Below are 15,890 nucleotides of genomic sequence, written 5' to 3'. Positions count from 1 at the left end.
GCCACCGACCGTTTACGAACGGACGGTGGCCTTGAAACAACCTATCGAGGTGTCCGGAATTAGTTGACCACTACAGACACCCTCAATTTCGCGGCATGACACCTGACGCCTTCCCGGCTAAAGCCAGTCCTACGATGCGCCTGCGATGTGTAGGACCGGCTTCAGCCGGGAAGAGGCCTGCGCAGACACCCTCAATTTCGCGGCGTGACACCCGACGCCTTCCCGGCTAAAACCAGTCCTACTATGCGCCTGCGATGTGTAGGACCGGCTTCAGCCGGGAAGAGGCCTGCGCGGACACCCTCAATTTTGCGGCGTGACGCCTGACGCCTTCCTGGCTAAAGCCGGTCCCACTAAGTGCACACGGTCAGTCAGTGGGACCGCGATGTTCAGTAGGACCGGCTTCAGCCGGGAAGAGGCCTGCGCGGACAGCCTCAACTTCGCGGCGTGGCGCCTGACGCCTTCCCGGCTAAAGCCAGTCCTACGATGCGCCCGCGATGTAGTAGGACCGGCTTCAGCCGGGAAGAGGCCTGCGCAGACAACCTCACTTTTGCGGTGTAACACCTGACGCCTTCCCGGCTAAAGCCGGTCCCACAAAGTGCACACGGTCAGTCAGTGGGACCGCGATATTCAGTAGGACCGGCTTCAGCCGGGAAGAGGCCTGCGCGAACACCCTCAATTTTGCCGCATGACACCCGACGCCTTCCCGGCTAAAGCCGGTCCCACAAAGTACACACGGTCAGTCAGTGGGGCCGCGATGTTCAGTAGGACCGGCTTCAGCCGGGAAGAGGCCTGCGCGGACACCCTCAATTTCGCGGCGTGACGCCTGACGCCTTCCCGGCTAAAGCCAGTCCTACGATGCGCCTGCGATGTGTAGGACCGGCTTCAGCCGGGAAGAGGCCTGCGCAGACACCATCAATTTTGCGGCGTGACACCTGACGCCTTCCCGGCTAAAGCCAGTCCTACAAGCGCCCCGCGGGGGATCAGCCGTAACGCTTCTTGGCTTCGATCGCCAGCCCGCTGCCGATGCTGCCGAAGATGTTGCCCTCGACGTGCCGGGCCTTGGGCAGCATGGCGGCGACGCTGTTGCGCAGGGCCGGGATGCCGCTGGAGCCGCCGGTGAAGAACACGGTGTCGACATCGGTCACACCCACGCCTGCGTCATTCAACAGATTCGTCACACTGCCGCGCACGCGTTCGAGCAAGGCGTCAATTGACGATTCGAACAACTGCCGCGTGAGGTCCACGCTCAGGCCGGGCTCGACGCGGTCCATCGGCACCAGGCGATTTTCCGAGTGGGTCAGCTGGATCTTGGTTTCTTCGACTTCCATCGCCAGCCAGTGACCGGCGCGTTGATCGATCAGTCTGAACAGCCGATCAATGCCCTGGGTGTCTTCGATGTCATAGCGCATGCTGCCCAGCGCCAGTTGCGACTTTTGCGAATACACCGAGTTGATCGTGTGCCAGGTCGCCAGGTTCATGTGTGTGCTGGTTGGCATGTAGGCGCCGCTTTTCATCCGGCTGCCATAACCAAACAGCGGCATCACGCCCTGCAGGCTCAGCTGCTTGTCGAAGTCGGTACCGCCGATGTGCACGCCGCCCGTGGCGAGGATGTCGGTGTGACGGTCATCAATCAGGCGACGCTCCGGCGACAGGCGCACCAGCGAGAAGTCCGACGTACCGCCGCCGATGTCGACGATCAGCACCAGCTCTTCACGGTTCAGCGTTGACTCGTAGTCGAAGGCCGCTGCGATGGGCTCGAACTGGAAGGAAACCTCCCTGAAGCCGATCTTGCGCGCCACATCGGCCAGCGTGTCTTCTGCCTCCTGGTCGGCGGCAGCGTCGTCATCGACGAAATGCACGGGACGGCCCAGCACGACGTGCTCAAAGGAATGACCGGCAGCAGCTTCAGCACGCTTTTTAAGTTCGCCGATGAACAGCCCGAGCAGGTCCTTGAACGGCATCGCTGTCCCGAGCACGCTGGTGTCGTGCTTGATCAACTTGGAACCCAGCAGGCTCTTGAGCGAGCGCATCAGGCGGCCTTCGTAGCCCTCGAGGTACTCGTGAAGCGCAAGACGACCGTAGACCGGGCGGCGCTCTTCGATGTTGAAAAAGACCACCGAGGGCAGCGTGATCTTGCCGTCCTCCAGTGCGATCAGCGTTTCCACTCCAGGGCGTAGCCAGCCGACCGTGGAGTTGGACGTGCCAAAATCGATGCCAAGGGCACGGGCCGGGGATGGAGTGCTCATCTGCTTTGCATACCAGTCAAAAAACGGCCGCGCAGTGTATGCGAGTGCGCGCCGGATGCGTAGCGCGAAACGTCGGTTTATCGCCCGTCCGGCATCTATTTCCGGCCCTTGGCTTGAACTGTGGCACCGAGCCCCAATCTAGCAGGCAACTCTTAATGCATTTGGCCGGTCTGGACAGCGTTTCAATTCGCGGGACGGCGTGCCGATAACATTGCAACGTTCAACGCAGCCAGCGTTCACATGTGGAACACGCTGCGGACTGGGCTGGATATTCCAGAATTGGGTGATCGTCAGATGGACTTCAAAGACTATTACAAGATCCTTGGCGTAGAGCCGACGGCGGACGAGAAGACGATCAAGACCGCCTATCGCAAGCTCGCGCGCAAGTATCACCCCGACGTCAGCAAAGAGCCTGGCGCGGAAGACAAATTCAAAGAAGCCTCCGAAGCGTATGAAGCGCTCAGCGACCCTGAAAAGCGCGCCGAATATGACGAGATTCGCAAATACGGCAGTCAGGGCCGGTTCCAGCCACCGCCTGGCTGGCAGGGCCGCGGCGGCGCGGGCGCGGGCGCGGGTCAGGGCTTTGGTGGCGGCGGCTTCGAAAACGGCGATTTCTCCGACTTTTTCAGTTCCATTTTCGGTAATCGCGGTGGTCAGCAAGGCGGTCGGGCGCAGAGCCCGGGGCGTCGAGGGCAGGACGTGGAGATGGAACTGGCGGTGTTTCTGGAGGAGACCCTCTCCACCGAGTCCAAGCAGATCAGCTTCAAGGTGCCGCAACACAGCGCCAGCGGTCAGCGCATGGCCGACATCACCAAGACGTTGAATGTGAAGATCCCCGCGGGCGTCACCGATGGGGAGCGCATCCGCCTCAAGGGGCAGGGCGCGCCGGGCGTTGCCGGTGGGGAGAAGGGCGATCTGTACCTGATCATCCGCCTGGCGCCGCACCCGATGTTCGACGTCGAGGGGCATGACCTGATTATCACGGTGCCGATCGCGCCGTGGGAAGCAGCCCTCGGCACCAAGGTGGCGGTGCCGACGTTGACCGGCAAGATCAACCTGACCATCCGCCCGGACAGTCAGAACGGTCAGCGGCTGCGGGTCAAAGGCAATGGTCTGCTGAACAAGCAGGGCCAGCGCGGCGATCTGTACGCGCAACTGAAAATCGTCATGCCCAAATCCACCGATGAGGCGACCAAAGCGCTGTGGGAGAAGCTGGCCCAGCAGGCCGCGTTCGATCCGAGGGCTCAATGGAGTAACTGATCATGAGCAATACCCTGGTCATAGACATGCAGGAGTTCTGTGAGGTGGTCGACCTGCCGGCCGCCTTCGTCATCGAGATTGTCGAGCACGGCATTCTCGAACCCCAGGGAATGCAGCCGGATGAGTGGCTGTTCGACAGTGCCGCGTTGTCGATCGGCAGGCGTGCGGTCAAATTGCATCGCGAATTGCAGCTGGAATGGGACGGCGTCGCTTTGGCGCTGGACCTTCTGCAAGAGCTCGAACACGTCAGGGCGGAAAACCGCATGCTCAGGCAGCGGCTGGGGCGGTTTGTGGATTGAAGCGCTGGACTGAAGCTCACTCCCCACACGGGTTGTGCTCGCTGCTCAACGCTTATTAACCTTTCTTCGGCAATTCCACGTTAAACGTCGTGCCGTCTCCGACGTTGGACACAACTGTGATGCTGCCGTTATGGGCATTCACCACCTCTTTCACGATGAACAACCCCAGGCCCAGGCTGGTGGAAGGGTTGTGGATGCCGGTTTTTTCGTTGGCCGAGCGGACCAGCGGGTCGAAGATGCTGCCGATGGCTTCCTCCGCGATAGGCTCCCCGCCGTTATGCACCGAGAGGCTCACATGGTTTTCGCTGCCGGTGAGCTTCACGGTGACCTGCCGCGTCGCCGCGCCATGCTGCAAGGCATTGCCAATCAGGTTTTGCAGCAACTGCGCGATGCGTGCCCGATCCCACTCGCCCCGGGTGTCACCGGTGCTGGTGAACACTGCGTTGCAATCAGGCTGTCCTGCCGTGGCGGCGTCGATGGCCTCGCGGCAGGCCAGGGTCATCTCCATGGGCTTGCGCTCGACCGGCAGCGTGACGCCGAGACGGCTGCGAACAAACTCCAGCAAGTCGCTGATCATTGTCCCCATCAACAAACTGCTGCTTTTGATGCGTTTGATGTACCCAAGCTCGGCGTCTGCCAGCGTAGTCTTGCGCATCAGCACTTCGGACGACATGCCGATGGCCTGCAAGGGCGCGCGCAGGTCATGACCGAGAATGGCAAGAAAGATGTCACGGGAACGTGTCACGCGATCGGCGTAGGCCGCCGTCGACTCGGCCAGGGCTTCATCGATGGCTTCGTTGAAGCGGATCATGTCGGTGATGTGACTGACCTGTGGATCTATCTGGTTTTCTGCCCAGAAGCGCACGACCGTGGCCCGAAGGTGGCGGAACTCTGAAGTCATCTGCACCAGGTCAAACCCGACGATATGGCGCAATTCACCATGACTGGAGGCGGCCTGATCGAGTGTCGGGGTTTTGCCGATGTCTTCGCCCTGCGCCTTGGCGATGCGTTCGGCTTTGGTCTGAGCGGTGTTCATGTCACGCGCCGCCGCGAGCAGGATCGCCTCGGCATGGTCGCGCAGCTCGGCTGAACTCATCTGGGCGGCGGCGGGCGTCAGCGTGGCCGCAAACCGTTCCCACTCATCGACGATGCGATCCACATTCTGAACGATGAAGTCCGAAAGACGCATGGGGAACTACCTTGCTGCCGGGGCGCTGAATGAGAGCGCGCATAGTACCGCCATGTTGTTGCAGGAAGCATCACGGATTTGCACGCTTTCATTGTAGGAGCGTGGCTTGTCCCGCGATCGGCGACAAAGTCGTCGTGAAAAGCGGCGATCACGGAATAGCTGGATCTTCGCATTCATGGATTTCACTGGCGCTGCGCACCAGATCGCGGGACAAGCCACGCTCCTACAAAAACGGACTAATACCCTTAGAACAGAAAATACCGCTGCGCCATCGGCAGCACGTCCGCCGGCTCGCACCACAACAGCACGCCGTCGGCCTTGACCTGGTAGGTCTGCGGGTCGACGTCGATCTTTGGCAGGTAGTCGTTGTGGATGAGGTCCGCCTTCGTGACGCTGCGGCAGCCCTTGACCACGCCGATCTGTTTCTTCAGGCCCAGCTGCTCCGGGACCCCGGCGTCAAAGGCCGCCTGGCTGATGAACGTCAGGCTGCTGGCGTGTAACGAGCTGCCGTAGCTGGCAAACATCGGGCGGTAGTGAACCGGTTGCGGGGTCGGGATCGAAGCGTTGGCGTCGCCCATCAGGCTGGCGGCAATCGAGCCGCCCTTGAGGATCAGCGTCGGTTTCACCCCGAAGAAGGCCGGCCGCCAGAGCACCAGGTCCGCCCATTTACCCACCTCAATGGAGCCCACTTCATGGCTGATGCCGTGGGTGATGGCCGGATTGATGGTGTATTTGGCGATGTAGCGTTTGGCGCGGAAGTTATCGTTGCCTTCGCCGTCCCCCGGCAGCGGGCCGCGCTGGCGTTTCATTTTGTCGGCGGTCTGCCAGGTGCGCATGATCACTTCGCCCACGCGGCCCATGGCCTGGCTGTCGGAGCTGAGCATCGAGAACGCGCCCAGATCGTGAAGGATGTCCTCGGCGGCAATGGTTTCGCGGCGGATGCGGCTCTCGGCGAACGCGACGTCTTCGGCGATGCTCGGGTCCAGGTGATGGCAGACCATCAGCATGTCCAGGTGCTCGTCGATGGTGTTGCGGGTGAACGGCCGGGTCGGGTTGGTCGAGCTCGGCAGCACGTTAGGGAAGCCGCAGGCCTTGATGATGTCCGGTGCATGACCGCCGCCGGCGCCTTCGGTGTGGTAGGTGTGAATGGTGCGGTTCTTGAACGCCCCCAGTGTGGTTTCGACGAAGCCGGACTCGTTCAGCGTGTCGGTGTGGATCGCGACCTGCACGTCGTACTGATCGGCGACGCTCAGGCAGTTATCGATGGCCGCAGGCGTGGTGCCCCAGTCTTCGTGCAGCTTGAGGCCGATGGCGCCGGCCTTGACCTGTTCGATCAGCGGCTCGGGCAGGCTGACGTTGCCTTTGCCGGTAAAGCCGATGTTCATGGGGAACGCTTCGGCAGCCTGCAACATGCGCATCATGTGCCACTTGCCGGGCGTGACCGTGGTTGCGTTGGTGCCCGTCGCCGGGCCGGTGCCGCCGCCGATCATGGTGGTGACGCCGCTCATCAGCGCTTCTTCGATCTGCTGCGGGCAGATGAAATGGATGTGCGTGTCGACGCCGCCGGCGGTGAGGATCATGCCTTCGCCAGCGATAACTTCGGTGGCGGCGCCGATGGCGATGGTCACGCCGGGCTGAATGTCCGGATTGCCGGCTTTGCCGATGGCCGCGATGCGCCCGTCCTTGAGGCCAACGTCGGCTTTGACGATGCCCCAGTGATCGATGATCAGCGCGTTGGTGATCAGCGTGTCGACGACTTCGGCAGCCACGCCCTGGCCCTGGCCCATGCCGTCACGAATGACCTTGCCGCCGCCGAACTTCACTTCCTCGCCATAGACGGTGAAATCCTGCTCGACCTCGATCCACAGCTCGGTGTCGGCCAGACGCACACGGTCGCCGACAGTGGGGCCGAACATGTCGGCGTAGGCTTGTCGGCTGATCTTCATACTTCGTTCCTCGAATCAAAGCGGCAAGCCTCAAGCGGCAAGCGGCAAGTAAAAGCGAATGTTGTGTACGCCGCGGACTGCTGTGCTTGGCGCTTGTGGCTTGTGGCTTGGCGCTTGCAGCTTGACCTGGCTGGAAAGTGAACGCGTTTTACAGTTCACCCATAACTCTTCCCGCAAACCCGAAAACCCGCCTCAACCCGGCCAGGTCCACCAGTTCCACTTCCCGCGCCTGTCCCGGCTCGAAGCGCACGGCGGTGCCGGCGGGGATGTTCAGGCGCATGCCCCGGCTGGCGGCGCGGTCGAAGGTCAGGGCGTCGTTGGTTTCGAAAAAATGAAAGTGCGAGCCGACCTGAATTGGCCGGTCTCCGCTGTTGGCGACGCTAAGGATGATGGTCCGGCGACCGGCGTTGAGCTCGATGTCGCCGGGCTGGATCTGGTATTCACCAGGAATCATGCGCTCTTCCTCGACAGTAACTTGTAGTAAATGGCCGTGGCCTTGTACTCGCCGTCGGGGTTGCAGGCGTAGTCCGGCAGCAGGCCAGACAGCTCATACCCCGACGCGCGATAGAAATCTTCGGCATCGGAACCGGCCAGTGTGTCCAGAAACAAAAGCCCGCGCTGTTGCTGCTGCGCTGCCTGTTCCACGGCGGTCATCAACTGCGTCGCCAGCCCGCGCCGGCGTGCCTGACTGAGCACCAGCAATTTCTGTACCTCCGCGCGGTTCAGGCCATTGGCCTTCTGGCACAGCGCCAGTTGCACCGTCGCCAGCACCTGGTCTTCCTCTGCCACCACCCAGAGCAGCACGTCACCCTGCTCAACCTCGGCCTTGACCCCGTCCCACCACGTGGCCGCCTCTTCAGCGCCGAGATCGGCCATGAAGCCGACCGAGGCCCCGTGGCGGACGGCGTCCAGCAACAGCGCCACCAGGCCTGAGCGGTAATGCGCGAAGCTTTCAGACGTGACACGGCGTAAGTGGGCGGCATTCATGGGCGAAATCCTTTCAGAATGAACATTCAGGCGACAGGCGTGAGGCCGGGCGCTTGCGAAGGTGGGGCAGAGGCGCCGGGCGACAGGTCCAGCTGCATGAAGGTCAGGTCCAGCCAGCGACCGAACTTGGTGCCCACCTGGGGCATTTGCCCGGTGGTGATAAACCCTTGGCGCTCGTGCAGGTGAATCGACGCCGCATTACCGCTTTCGATGGCCGCGACCATCATGTGCTTGTCGCAGGCGCGGGCGCGTTCGATCAGCGCTTTCATCAGCAGCGGACCCAGGCCGTTGCCCCGTTGATCGGCGCGCACGTAAACCGAGTGCTCGACGGTGTGACGAAACCCCTCGAAGGGTCGCCAGTCGCCGAACGACGAATAGCCCAGCACCTGATCCTCGTCGTCGACGGCGACCAGAATCGGGTACGCCTGTGCCTGGCGCGCAGCAAACCAGGTTTCGCGGTTGGCAAGGTCCACCGGCTGCTCGTTCCAGATCGCCGTGGTATTGAGCACGGCGTCGTTGTAGATCGCCAGCACGGCAGGCATGTCAGTCAGCAAAGCGTCACGGATCGAATAGGTCATGTTCGTTTCCACGGGTTCCTGTGTGGCTGTTTCAACGGGCTTCTCAGGTTCAATGGGCCGTTCAGGCAATCGGCTGATGCACGGTGACCAGTTTGGTGCCATCCGGGAAGGTCGCCTCGACCTGGATCTCCGGGATCATTTCCGGGATGCCTTCCATCACCTGTTCACGGGTCAGCAGGGTGGTGCCGTAGTGCATCAGGTCGGCGACGGTCTGGCCGTCACGCGCACCTTCCAGCAGGGCGGCGGAGATGAAGGCCATCGCTTCCGGGTAATTAAGCTTCACACCGCGTGCCAGCCGTCGCTCGGCGACCAGGCCTGCGGTGAAGATCAGCATCTTGTCTTTTTCGCGTGGGGTCAGATCCATGGGTTTTGTCCGTCTTAAATAGCTGAATAAGTCAGCGCTGCAATGTACTTGTAGGAGTGAGCTTGCTCGCGATTGCGGTGTGTCAGAGGCATATTCCTATCTGACGGATCGCTATCGTCCGGATGCGGCCCAGACCAAGCTCACTCCTACAGGATGTCTATGCGTGTTCCCGAGGGAGCGGATCGGGGAACGCGCTCCATCAAGTACTCCAAATCCTCGGCGCGACTGCTTCGCGGCCCAACAGGGCAGGGCGCAGCAGCTTCCATAATTCAATCAGCCAGGCCCGCGCGTGCAGGGCTTCGTCTGCCAGGCAGCGGGCGATGATCAACCCTGGCAACTGGCTGAGGTCGCCGCGTACGGCTGAATGTGCGGCCAGCTCGCGGCAGCGCTCCATCAATTCTGCGTCGATTTCCCCGGTCACGATCAGCGTCGCGAACACTGGCTTGCCGGCCAGGCCGATAGGCGAATCCAGCAAGCCGTCATTGCCGACGATGCGCTGGCGCTCGTGCCACAACAGCTTGCCGTCACGCCGGATATCCAGATGCGCCTGAAAGTGGCCCTGATCGAAACGCTCCCCACTGGCCGGCCGGCCCAGCGCAACCACGTCCCAGTAGAACAGCCGGGCGTCGCCTTCCAGATCGATCCGCGTGGTCAGTTCAGCCTTCGCCTCGCTGAACACGATGGATTCCTGCGGCAGCCACTCCAGCGTGCCGCCTGCAGCGACTTTTAGGTCCAGTTGCTGATAGGCCGGACCCGCTGCGCGGTACCACTTCGCTGCGCCGGGGCTGGTCAGTTGTGCCCAGGCGTTGGCGCCGACGCTGGCGCTGATGTCCAGCCGATCGCCGCCGGCAATGCCGCCCGGCGGGTGAACGATGATGTGCTGGCAGACCTGCGGGCCTTCGGCGTACAGATGCTTTTGCACCCGCAACGGACCTTTGTGGCGTCGCTGGGTCGGGCGCGTACTGTCGCCGAAACGCCCATACGCCAGCTCCAGCTCGGCATGCCAGCTGGGGGTGAACAGGGCGGTGTGGGCAGGAAGATTCATAAGTCGATTATCGTTTTATCGAAGGTCAGTACCTTAGCTGATCGGCGCATTAATTAAATGGTGACCAGACCCCGAACGCCTTCGGCCTCCATGTTTTCGCCGCGCCCCTGCTGCACGATCTCGCCGCGGGACATGACGATGTACTGGTCCGCCAGCTCGGCGGCAAAGTCGTAGAACTGCTCGACCAGCAGGATCGCCATGTCACCGCGGGCGGCGAGCTTTTTGATCACCGCGCCGATTTCTTTGATCACCGAGGGCTGAATGCCTTCGGTGGGTTCGTCGAGAATCAGCAGGCGAGGGCGACTGGCGAGGGCGCGACCGATCGCCAGTTGCTGTTGTTGACCGCCGGACAGGTCGCCACCGCGCCGGTGCTTCATCTGCAGCAACACCGGGAACAGCTCGTAGATGAACGCCGGGACTTCCTTCGCCTCCGATCCCGGAAAGCGTGACAGGCCCATGAGCAGGTTTTCCTCAACGGTCAGCCGCCCGAAAATCTCCCGGCCCTGGGGCACGTAGGCGATGCCGGAATGCACGCGCTGGTGGGGCTTGAAACCGGTGATCGGCTTGCCTTCCCACTGCACCACGCCTTCTTTGGCGGGCAGCAGCCCCATCAGCACTTTCAACAGCGTGGTCTTGCCCACGCCGTTACGACCGAGCAGGCACGTGACCTCACCGATTTTTACGTCAAACGACAGGCCGCGGAGGATGTGGCTGCCGCCGTAGAATTGATGCAGCTGACTGACGGTTAACAATTTGATTTCCTCGGATTCATCAGCTGCAAGCTGCAAGCTGCAAGAAAAAGCGGGTCATGCGTTTGGCTTCAGCTCGCCGCTTGCAGCTAAAAGCTTGCCGCTGGGCGGTTTACCGCCCCAAATACACTTCGATAACTCTGTCATCCGCCTGCACGTCTTCCAGCGATCCTTCCGCCAGCACACTCCCTTGGTGCAGGACGGTGACGTGGTCGGCGATGGTGCCGACGAAGCCCATGTCGTGCTCGACCACCATCAGCGAGTGCTTGCCGGCCAGGCTTTTGAACAGCTCGGCGGTGAATTCGGTTTCGGCGTCGGTCATGCCGGCGACAGGCTCGTCGAGCAGCAGCAGTTGCGGGTCCTGGACCAGCAACATGCCGATCTCCAGAAACTGCTTCTGACCGTGGGACAACAGCCCGGCGGGGCGCGACATCGACGCGGTCAGGCGAATGGTCTCCAGCACCTCGTCGATGCGGTCGCGCTGTTCGCCATTGAGCTTTGCCCGCAGGCTGGCCCACACCGATTTGTCGGTCTTCTGCGCCAGCTCCAGGTTTTCGAACACGCTCAGCGCTTCAAACACCGTCGGTTTCTGAAACTTGCGGCCGATGCCGGCCTGGGCGATCTGCACTTCGCTCATCTTGGTCAGGTCCAGGGTTTCGCCGAACCAGGCCTTGCCGTGACTGGGGCGGGTCTTGCCGGTGATCACGTCCATCAGCGTGGTCTTGCCCGCGCCGTTGGGGCCGATGATGCAGCGCAGCTCGCCGACGCGGATGTACAGATTCAGATCGTTGAGGGCCTTGAAGCCGTCGAAGCTGACGCTGATGTCTTCCAGCGTCAGGATGGTGCCGTGCAGCGTGTTCAGGCCCTTGCCGGCAGCCTGGCCGAGACCGATGGCGTCGCGGCTGGTACCGGCGTCGCTGTTTGGATCAAGCACTGGGTCGAATGCGGGCGTGGGAGTCACTTTCATTGCTCGCCCCTTTTCTTGATCAGGCCGATCACGCCTTTGGGCAGGTACAGCGTCACCACGATGAACAGCGCGCCGAGGAAGAACAGCCAGTATTCAGGGAAGGCCACGGTGAACCAGCTCTTCATGCCATTGACCAGACCGGCGCCGAGCAGTGGGCCGATCAGCGTGCCGCGACCGCCCAGCGCGACCCAGACGGCCGCTTCAATGGAGTTGGTCGGCGACATTTCGCTCGGGTTGATGATGCCCACCTGCGGCACGTACAACGCCCCGGCCAGCCCGCACAGCACGGCGCTCAACACCCAGACAAACAGCTTGAAACCGCGCGGATCGTAGCCGCAGAACATCAAACGGTTCTCCGCATCGCGCACGGCGGTCAACACACGACCGAACTTGCTGCGGGCCAGACGCCAGCCGACAAACAGGCTGCCCGCCAGCAGCGCCACCGTCAGCAGAAACAACATCGCGCGAGTGCCCTGGGAGGTGATGCTGAACCCCAGAATGCTGCGGAAGTTGGTGAAACCGTTGTTGCCGCCAAAGCCGGTTTCGTTGCGGAAGAACAGCAGCATTCCGGCGAAGGTCAGGGCCTGGGTCATGATCGAGAAGTACACGCCCTTGATCCGCGAGCGGAAGGCGAAGAAACCGAACACCAGCGCCAGCAATCCCGGTGCCAGGACCACCAGGCACATGGCCCAGAGGAAATGCTGGGTGCCGACCCAGTACCACGGCAGTTCGGTCCACGACAGAAAGGTCATGAACGCCGGCAGACCGTCGCCCGACGCCTCGCGCATCAGGTACATGCCCATCGCATAACCGCCCAGCGCGAAGAACAGTCCGTGGCCGAGGGACAGCAGGCCGGCGTAGCCCCAGACCAGGTCCAGTGCCAGAGCGACGATCGCGTAGCAGAGGATTTTGCCCACCAGCGTCAGGGTGTAGGCCGAGACTTGCAGGCTGTTGCTCTCGGGTAGCAGGGACAGCAACGGCAGGGCGATCAGCAAGGCAAGAATCACCACGCCGACCGCGATCGTGACTTGGGTGCCGGCGCGTTGCGCGGCAGTGACCATCAATGGCTGATTCATCAGTCGATCACCCGTCCTTTGAGTGCGAAGAGGCCTTGCGGACGTTTCTGAATGAACAGAATGATCAGCGCCAGGATCAGGATCTTGCCCAGTACCGCGCCGATCTGCGGTTCGAGAATCTTGTTGGCGATGCCCAGCCCGAAGGCCGCCGTGACGCTGCCGGCCAGTTGACCGACGCCGCCGAGCACGACCACGAGGAAGGAGTCGATGATGTAGCTCTGGCCCAGGTCAGGACCGACGTTGCCAATTTGGCTGAGTGCCACGCCGCCCAGGCCGGCAATGCCGGAGCCGAGCCCGAAGGCCATCATGTCGATGCGCCCGGTGGGCACGCCGCAGCAGGCGGCCATGTTGCGGTTCTGGGTGACGGCACGCACGTTCAGGCCCAGGCGGGTTTTGTTCAGCAGCAGCCAGGTCAGCACGACGACAAACAGCGCGAAGGCGATGATGACGATGCGGTTCCAGGGCAGCACGAGATTGGGCAGCACCTGAATGCCGCCCGACAGCCATTCCGGGTTCGCCACTTCGACGTTCTGCGCGCCGAACACCACGCGAATCAGTTGGATCAGCATCAGGCTGATGCCCCACGTCGCCAGCAGTGTTTCCAGCGGGCGACCGTACAAGTGGCGGATGACCGTACGTTCCAGGGCCATGCCGATGCACGCGGTGACGAAAAACGCGATCGGCAGCGCCACCAGCGGATAAAACTCAAGGGCGCCGGGGGCGTAGCGCTGAAACATCATCTGCACGACGTAGGTGGCGTAGGCGCCGAGCATCAGCATCTCGCCGTGGGCCATGTTGATCACGCCGAGCAGGCCGAAGGTGATCGCCAGCCCCAGCGCCGCCAGCAGCAGAATCGACCCCAGCGACAGGCCGGCGAAGGCTTGCCCGAGGATCTCGCCGATCATCAATTTGCGTTTGACCTGAGCCAGGCTTGTCTCCGCCGCCAGACGCACGGTGGGGTCGGTTTCAACGTTGGGTTCGAGCAGGGTTTCCAGCCGGGTGCGGGCCAGCGGGTCACCGGTCTCACCGAGCAGGCGCACCGCGGCGAGCCGCACGGTAGGGCTCACGTCCACCAGCTGCAGGTTGGCCAGCGCCAGATTAAGGGCCGAATGGACGCTGTCGTCCTGTTCGCTCGCCACTTGTTGCACCAGCAACGGCAATTGCGCCGGACGGGCGCTTTTCTGCAGGATTTGCGCGGCGGCCAGGCGAACCTTGGGATCGGCAGCGAGCAATTGATGGCTGGCCAGCGCGGTGTTGATCAGGCCGCGAAGGCGGTTATTCAGGCTAATGGCCTGTGGCGTGTCGGGGTTTGGCGCATCGGCCAGCGCGGGAGCGGCAGGGTCGACGGCGATGAAGCTGTCGCCGTTCTGGATGAACGCCCGGTTGCTGCTGTCGGCGGCGACGCGGCCGTCCTGCAGGGCAACCAGCAACTCGACGCGCGCCGGGTCAGGCCTGGCGGCCCAGGTTTCCAGCAGTTGGGCGCGCTCGGAGGATTGGGCCGCGACAAAGTCGCCGGCATCGCTGGCGTGGGCGGCGAAGGGCAGCCACAGGCACAGCGCGAGAATGAGGTGGTGGAAGTATCTGGGCATATCGAGTCCTGGGAGCACCCGCATGACGCAATGTCATGCAGGGAACCTGTAGGCGTGAGCTTGCTCGCGATCACGTGATGTCAGACGACATCTGCGATCTCGGTGAGATCGCATTCGCGAGCAAGCTCGCTCCCACAGGGAAAGGTTCAGCCGGAACATTTCAACCGGCCGTTTACCCTGTTTTCCTTAGTTGCTCTTCACTGCGTAGTCAGGCTTTTTGTCGTTGCCCGGAATGAACGGACTCCAAGGCTGGGCGCGAATCGGCTCTTTGGTCTGCCACACCACGTTGAACTGACCGTCAGCCTTGATCTCGCCGATCATCACCGGTTTGTGCAAGTGGTGGTTGGTCTTGTCCATCGTCAGGGTGAAGCCCGACGGCGCGGCGAAGGTCTGGCCAGCCATGGCTTCGCGGACTTTATCCACGTCGGTGGATTTGGCTTTCTCGACCGCTTGCGCCCACATGTGGATACCCACGTACGTGGCTTCCATCGGGTCGTTGGTCACGGCCTTGTCGGCGTTCGGCAGGTTGTGCGCCTTGGCGTAGGCCTTCCAGTCGGCGACGAACTTGGTGTTGACGGGGTTCTTGACCGATTCGAAGTAGTTCCACGCCGCCAGGTTGCCCACCAGCGGCTTGGTGTCGACGCCGCGCAGTTCTTCTTCGCCGACCGAGAAGGCTACAACCGGTACGTCGGTGGCCTTCAGCCCCTGATTGCCCAGCTCTTTGTAGAACGGCACGTTGGAGTCACCGTTGACCGTTGAGATCACCGCCGTCTTGCCGCCCGCCGCGAACTTTTTGATGTTCGACACGATGGTCTGGTAATCGCTGTGACCGAACGGGGTGTAGACCTCTTCGATGTCCTTGTCCGCGACACCTTTGGAGTGCAGGAACGAGCGCAGAATCTTGTTGGTGGTGCGCGGGTAAACGTAGTCGGTGCCCAGCAGGAAGAAGCGCTTGGCCGCGCCACCGTCTTCGCTCATCAGGTATTCAACCGCAGGAATCGCTTGCTGGTTGGGCGCGGCCCCGGTGTAGAACACGTTCGGCGACATCTCTTCGCCTTCGTACTGCACCGGGTAAAACAGCAAGCCGTTCAGCTCTTCGAAGACCGGCAACACCGACTTGCGCGACACCGAGGTCCAGCAGCCAAACACCACGGCGACCTTGTCCTGGGTCAGCAACTGGCGGCCCTTCTCGGCAAACAACGGCCAATTCGACGCGGGGTCGACCACCACAGGCTCAAGCATCTTGCCGTTGACGCCGCCCTTGGCGTTGATTTCATCAATGGTCATCAGCGCCATGTCCTTGAGCGAGGTCTCGGAGATGGCCATGGTGCCGGACAAAGAATGCAGAATGCCGACCTTGATGGTCTCGGCCGCCTGAGCGGTCCAGGTCAAACCCATCGCTGCGATCGATGCAGACAAAGTGAACGCTTTCAGCAAACTACGACGCTTCATTGGCTAGCTCCATTCTCTGATTTTTTTAGATGACGGCTGTTGGCGGTGCACAGTTGCGTCTGCTTAGGCTTTAGCAAACGCTGGGCCAAGGCTGCGCTCGTCGCAAAATGGAATCAAAACTTCGCGTGAACCCGGCGCCGCGC

Annotated in this window: 15 protein-coding genes; 2 read left to right on the top strand and 13 right to left on the bottom strand. The window is 62.0% G+C overall.

Annotated features, from left to right (window positions below):
* Window positions 1-980: 980 nt before the first annotated feature.
* Window positions 981-2,246, bottom strand: a complete 1,266-nt coding sequence (locus IFT99_RS15195; RefSeq protein ID WP_192133274.1) for an Hsp70 family protein — start codon at window positions 2,244-2,246, stop codon at window positions 981-983.
* Between the two features lie 294 nt (window positions 2,247-2,540).
* Between IFT99_RS15195 and cbpA the strand changes: the two genes are divergently transcribed.
* Entirely contained in the window at window positions 2,541-3,506 is a 966-nt protein-coding gene (cbpA, locus tag IFT99_RS15190) for a curved DNA-binding protein (protein ID WP_192133272.1), read from the top strand.
* Between the two features lie 2 nt (window positions 3,507-3,508).
* Entirely contained in the window at window positions 3,509-3,805 is a 297-nt protein-coding gene (locus IFT99_RS15185) for a chaperone modulator CbpM (protein ID WP_192133270.1), read from the top strand.
* A 55-nt stretch (window positions 3,806-3,860) separates the two neighbouring features.
* On the opposite strand, the gene IFT99_RS15180 is transcribed toward IFT99_RS15185, so the two are convergent.
* From IFT99_RS15180 to urtA, 12 genes are all read right to left on the bottom strand, one after another.
* Window positions 3,861-4,994, bottom strand: coding sequence for a sensor histidine kinase (locus tag IFT99_RS15180; RefSeq protein WP_065987759.1), 1,134 nt, complete (start codon window positions 4,992-4,994; stop codon window positions 3,861-3,863).
* A gap of 245 nt (window positions 4,995-5,239) precedes the next feature.
* The gene (gene ureC / locus IFT99_RS15175) at window positions 5,240-6,940 is read right to left on the bottom strand and encodes an urease subunit alpha (RefSeq protein WP_192133268.1); all 1,701 of its coding nucleotides are present in this window, start codon (window positions 6,938-6,940) and stop codon (window positions 5,240-5,242) included.
* A 148-nt stretch (window positions 6,941-7,088) separates the two neighbouring features.
* Window positions 7,089-7,394 (bottom strand): urease subunit beta, encoded by a 306-nt coding sequence (locus IFT99_RS15170; RefSeq protein WP_192133266.1) that lies wholly within the window; start codon window positions 7,392-7,394, stop codon window positions 7,089-7,091.
* Complete coding sequence (locus IFT99_RS15165; RefSeq protein ID WP_192133264.1) at window positions 7,391-7,927, bottom strand: GNAT family N-acetyltransferase; 537 nt, start codon at window positions 7,925-7,927, stop codon at window positions 7,391-7,393. Before IFT99_RS15165 ends, IFT99_RS15170 begins: the two co-directional genes overlap by 4 nt.
* 26 nt (window positions 7,928-7,953) lie before the next feature.
* Window positions 7,954-8,505 (bottom strand): GNAT family N-acetyltransferase, encoded by a 552-nt coding sequence (locus IFT99_RS15160; RefSeq protein WP_192133262.1) that lies wholly within the window; start codon window positions 8,503-8,505, stop codon window positions 7,954-7,956.
* Between the two features lie 61 nt (window positions 8,506-8,566).
* Window positions 8,567-8,869: an urease subunit gamma gene (locus IFT99_RS15155; protein ID WP_020293711.1), complete on the bottom strand. Its 303-nt coding sequence runs from the start codon at window positions 8,867-8,869 to the stop codon at window positions 8,567-8,569.
* Between the two features lie 199 nt (window positions 8,870-9,068).
* Window positions 9,069-9,914 (bottom strand): urease accessory protein UreD, encoded by an 846-nt coding sequence (locus IFT99_RS15150; RefSeq protein ID WP_192133260.1) that lies wholly within the window; start codon window positions 9,912-9,914, stop codon window positions 9,069-9,071.
* Between the two features lie 53 nt (window positions 9,915-9,967).
* The gene (urtE, locus tag IFT99_RS15145; protein WP_192133258.1) at window positions 9,968-10,666 is read right to left on the bottom strand and encodes an urea ABC transporter ATP-binding subunit UrtE; all 699 of its coding nucleotides are present in this window, start codon (window positions 10,664-10,666) and stop codon (window positions 9,968-9,970) included.
* Between the two features lie 109 nt (window positions 10,667-10,775).
* Window positions 10,776-11,630: an urea ABC transporter ATP-binding protein UrtD gene (gene urtD, locus IFT99_RS15140; RefSeq protein WP_192133256.1), complete on the bottom strand. Its 855-nt coding sequence runs from the start codon at window positions 11,628-11,630 to the stop codon at window positions 10,776-10,778.
* Window positions 11,627-12,706, bottom strand: coding sequence for an urea ABC transporter permease subunit UrtC (gene urtC / locus IFT99_RS15135; protein WP_192133254.1), 1,080 nt, complete (start codon window positions 12,704-12,706; stop codon window positions 11,627-11,629). The genes urtD and urtC overlap by 4 nt, the downstream gene beginning before the upstream one ends.
* Window positions 12,706-14,295: an urea ABC transporter permease subunit UrtB gene (urtB, locus tag IFT99_RS15130; protein ID WP_192133252.1), complete on the bottom strand. Its 1,590-nt coding sequence runs from the start codon at window positions 14,293-14,295 to the stop codon at window positions 12,706-12,708. The genes urtC and urtB overlap by 1 nt, the downstream gene beginning before the upstream one ends.
* 186 nt (window positions 14,296-14,481) lie before the next feature.
* Window positions 14,482-15,747: an urea ABC transporter substrate-binding protein gene (urtA, locus tag IFT99_RS15125; RefSeq protein WP_122533769.1), complete on the bottom strand. Its 1,266-nt coding sequence runs from the start codon at window positions 15,745-15,747 to the stop codon at window positions 14,482-14,484.
* Between the last annotated feature and the right edge of the window lie 143 nt (window positions 15,748-15,890).

Origin of the sequence: Pseudomonas sp. CFBP 8772 (genome assembly GCF_014841665.1) — a bacterium.
Lineage (GTDB): Bacteria > Pseudomonadota > Gammaproteobacteria > Pseudomonadales > Pseudomonadaceae > Aquipseudomonas > Aquipseudomonas graminis_B.
This window is presented reverse-complemented; position numbering and strand designations above follow the sequence as displayed.

Excerpts from the sequence above, each read along its gene's own strand:
- IFT99_RS15165 (WP_192133264.1), bottom strand. The coding sequence starts at position 7,927 with ATGAATGCCGCCCACTTACGCCGTGTCACGTCTGAAAGCTTCGCGCAT.
- urtC (WP_192133254.1), bottom strand. The coding sequence starts at position 12,706 with ATGAATCAGCCATTGATGGTCACTGCCGCGCAACGCGCCGGCACCCAA.
- urtB (WP_192133252.1), bottom strand. The coding sequence starts at position 14,295 with ATGCCCAGATACTTCCACCACCTCATTCTCGCGCTGTGCCTGTGGCTG.
- IFT99_RS15160 (WP_192133262.1), bottom strand. The coding sequence starts at position 8,505 with ATGACCTATTCGATCCGTGACGCTTTGCTGACTGACATGCCTGCCGTG.
- ureC (WP_192133268.1), bottom strand. The coding sequence starts at position 6,940 with ATGAAGATCAGCCGACAAGCCTACGCCGACATGTTCGGCCCCACTGTC.
- IFT99_RS15155 (WP_020293711.1), bottom strand. The coding sequence starts at position 8,869 with ATGGATCTGACCCCACGCGAAAAAGACAAGATGCTGATCTTCACCGCA.
- urtA (WP_122533769.1), bottom strand. The coding sequence starts at position 15,747 with ATGAAGCGTCGTAGTTTGCTGAAAGCGTTCACTTTGTCTGCATCGATC.
- cbpA (WP_192133272.1), top strand. The coding sequence starts at position 2,541 with ATGGACTTCAAAGACTATTACAAGATCCTTGGCGTAGAGCCGACGGCG.
- IFT99_RS15195 (WP_192133274.1), bottom strand. The coding sequence starts at position 2,246 with ATGAGCACTCCATCCCCGGCCCGTGCCCTTGGCATCGATTTTGGCACG.
- IFT99_RS15170 (WP_192133266.1), bottom strand. The coding sequence starts at position 7,394 with ATGATTCCTGGTGAATACCAGATCCAGCCCGGCGACATCGAGCTCAAC.
- IFT99_RS15150 (WP_192133260.1), bottom strand. The coding sequence starts at position 9,914 with ATGAATCTTCCTGCCCACACCGCCCTGTTCACCCCCAGCTGGCATGCC.
- urtD (WP_192133256.1), bottom strand. The coding sequence starts at position 11,630 with ATGAAAGTGACTCCCACGCCCGCATTCGACCCAGTGCTTGATCCAAAC.
- IFT99_RS15180 (WP_065987759.1), bottom strand. The coding sequence starts at position 4,994 with ATGCGTCTTTCGGACTTCATCGTTCAGAATGTGGATCGCATCGTCGAT.
- IFT99_RS15185 (WP_192133270.1), top strand. The coding sequence starts at position 3,509 with ATGAGCAATACCCTGGTCATAGACATGCAGGAGTTCTGTGAGGTGGTC.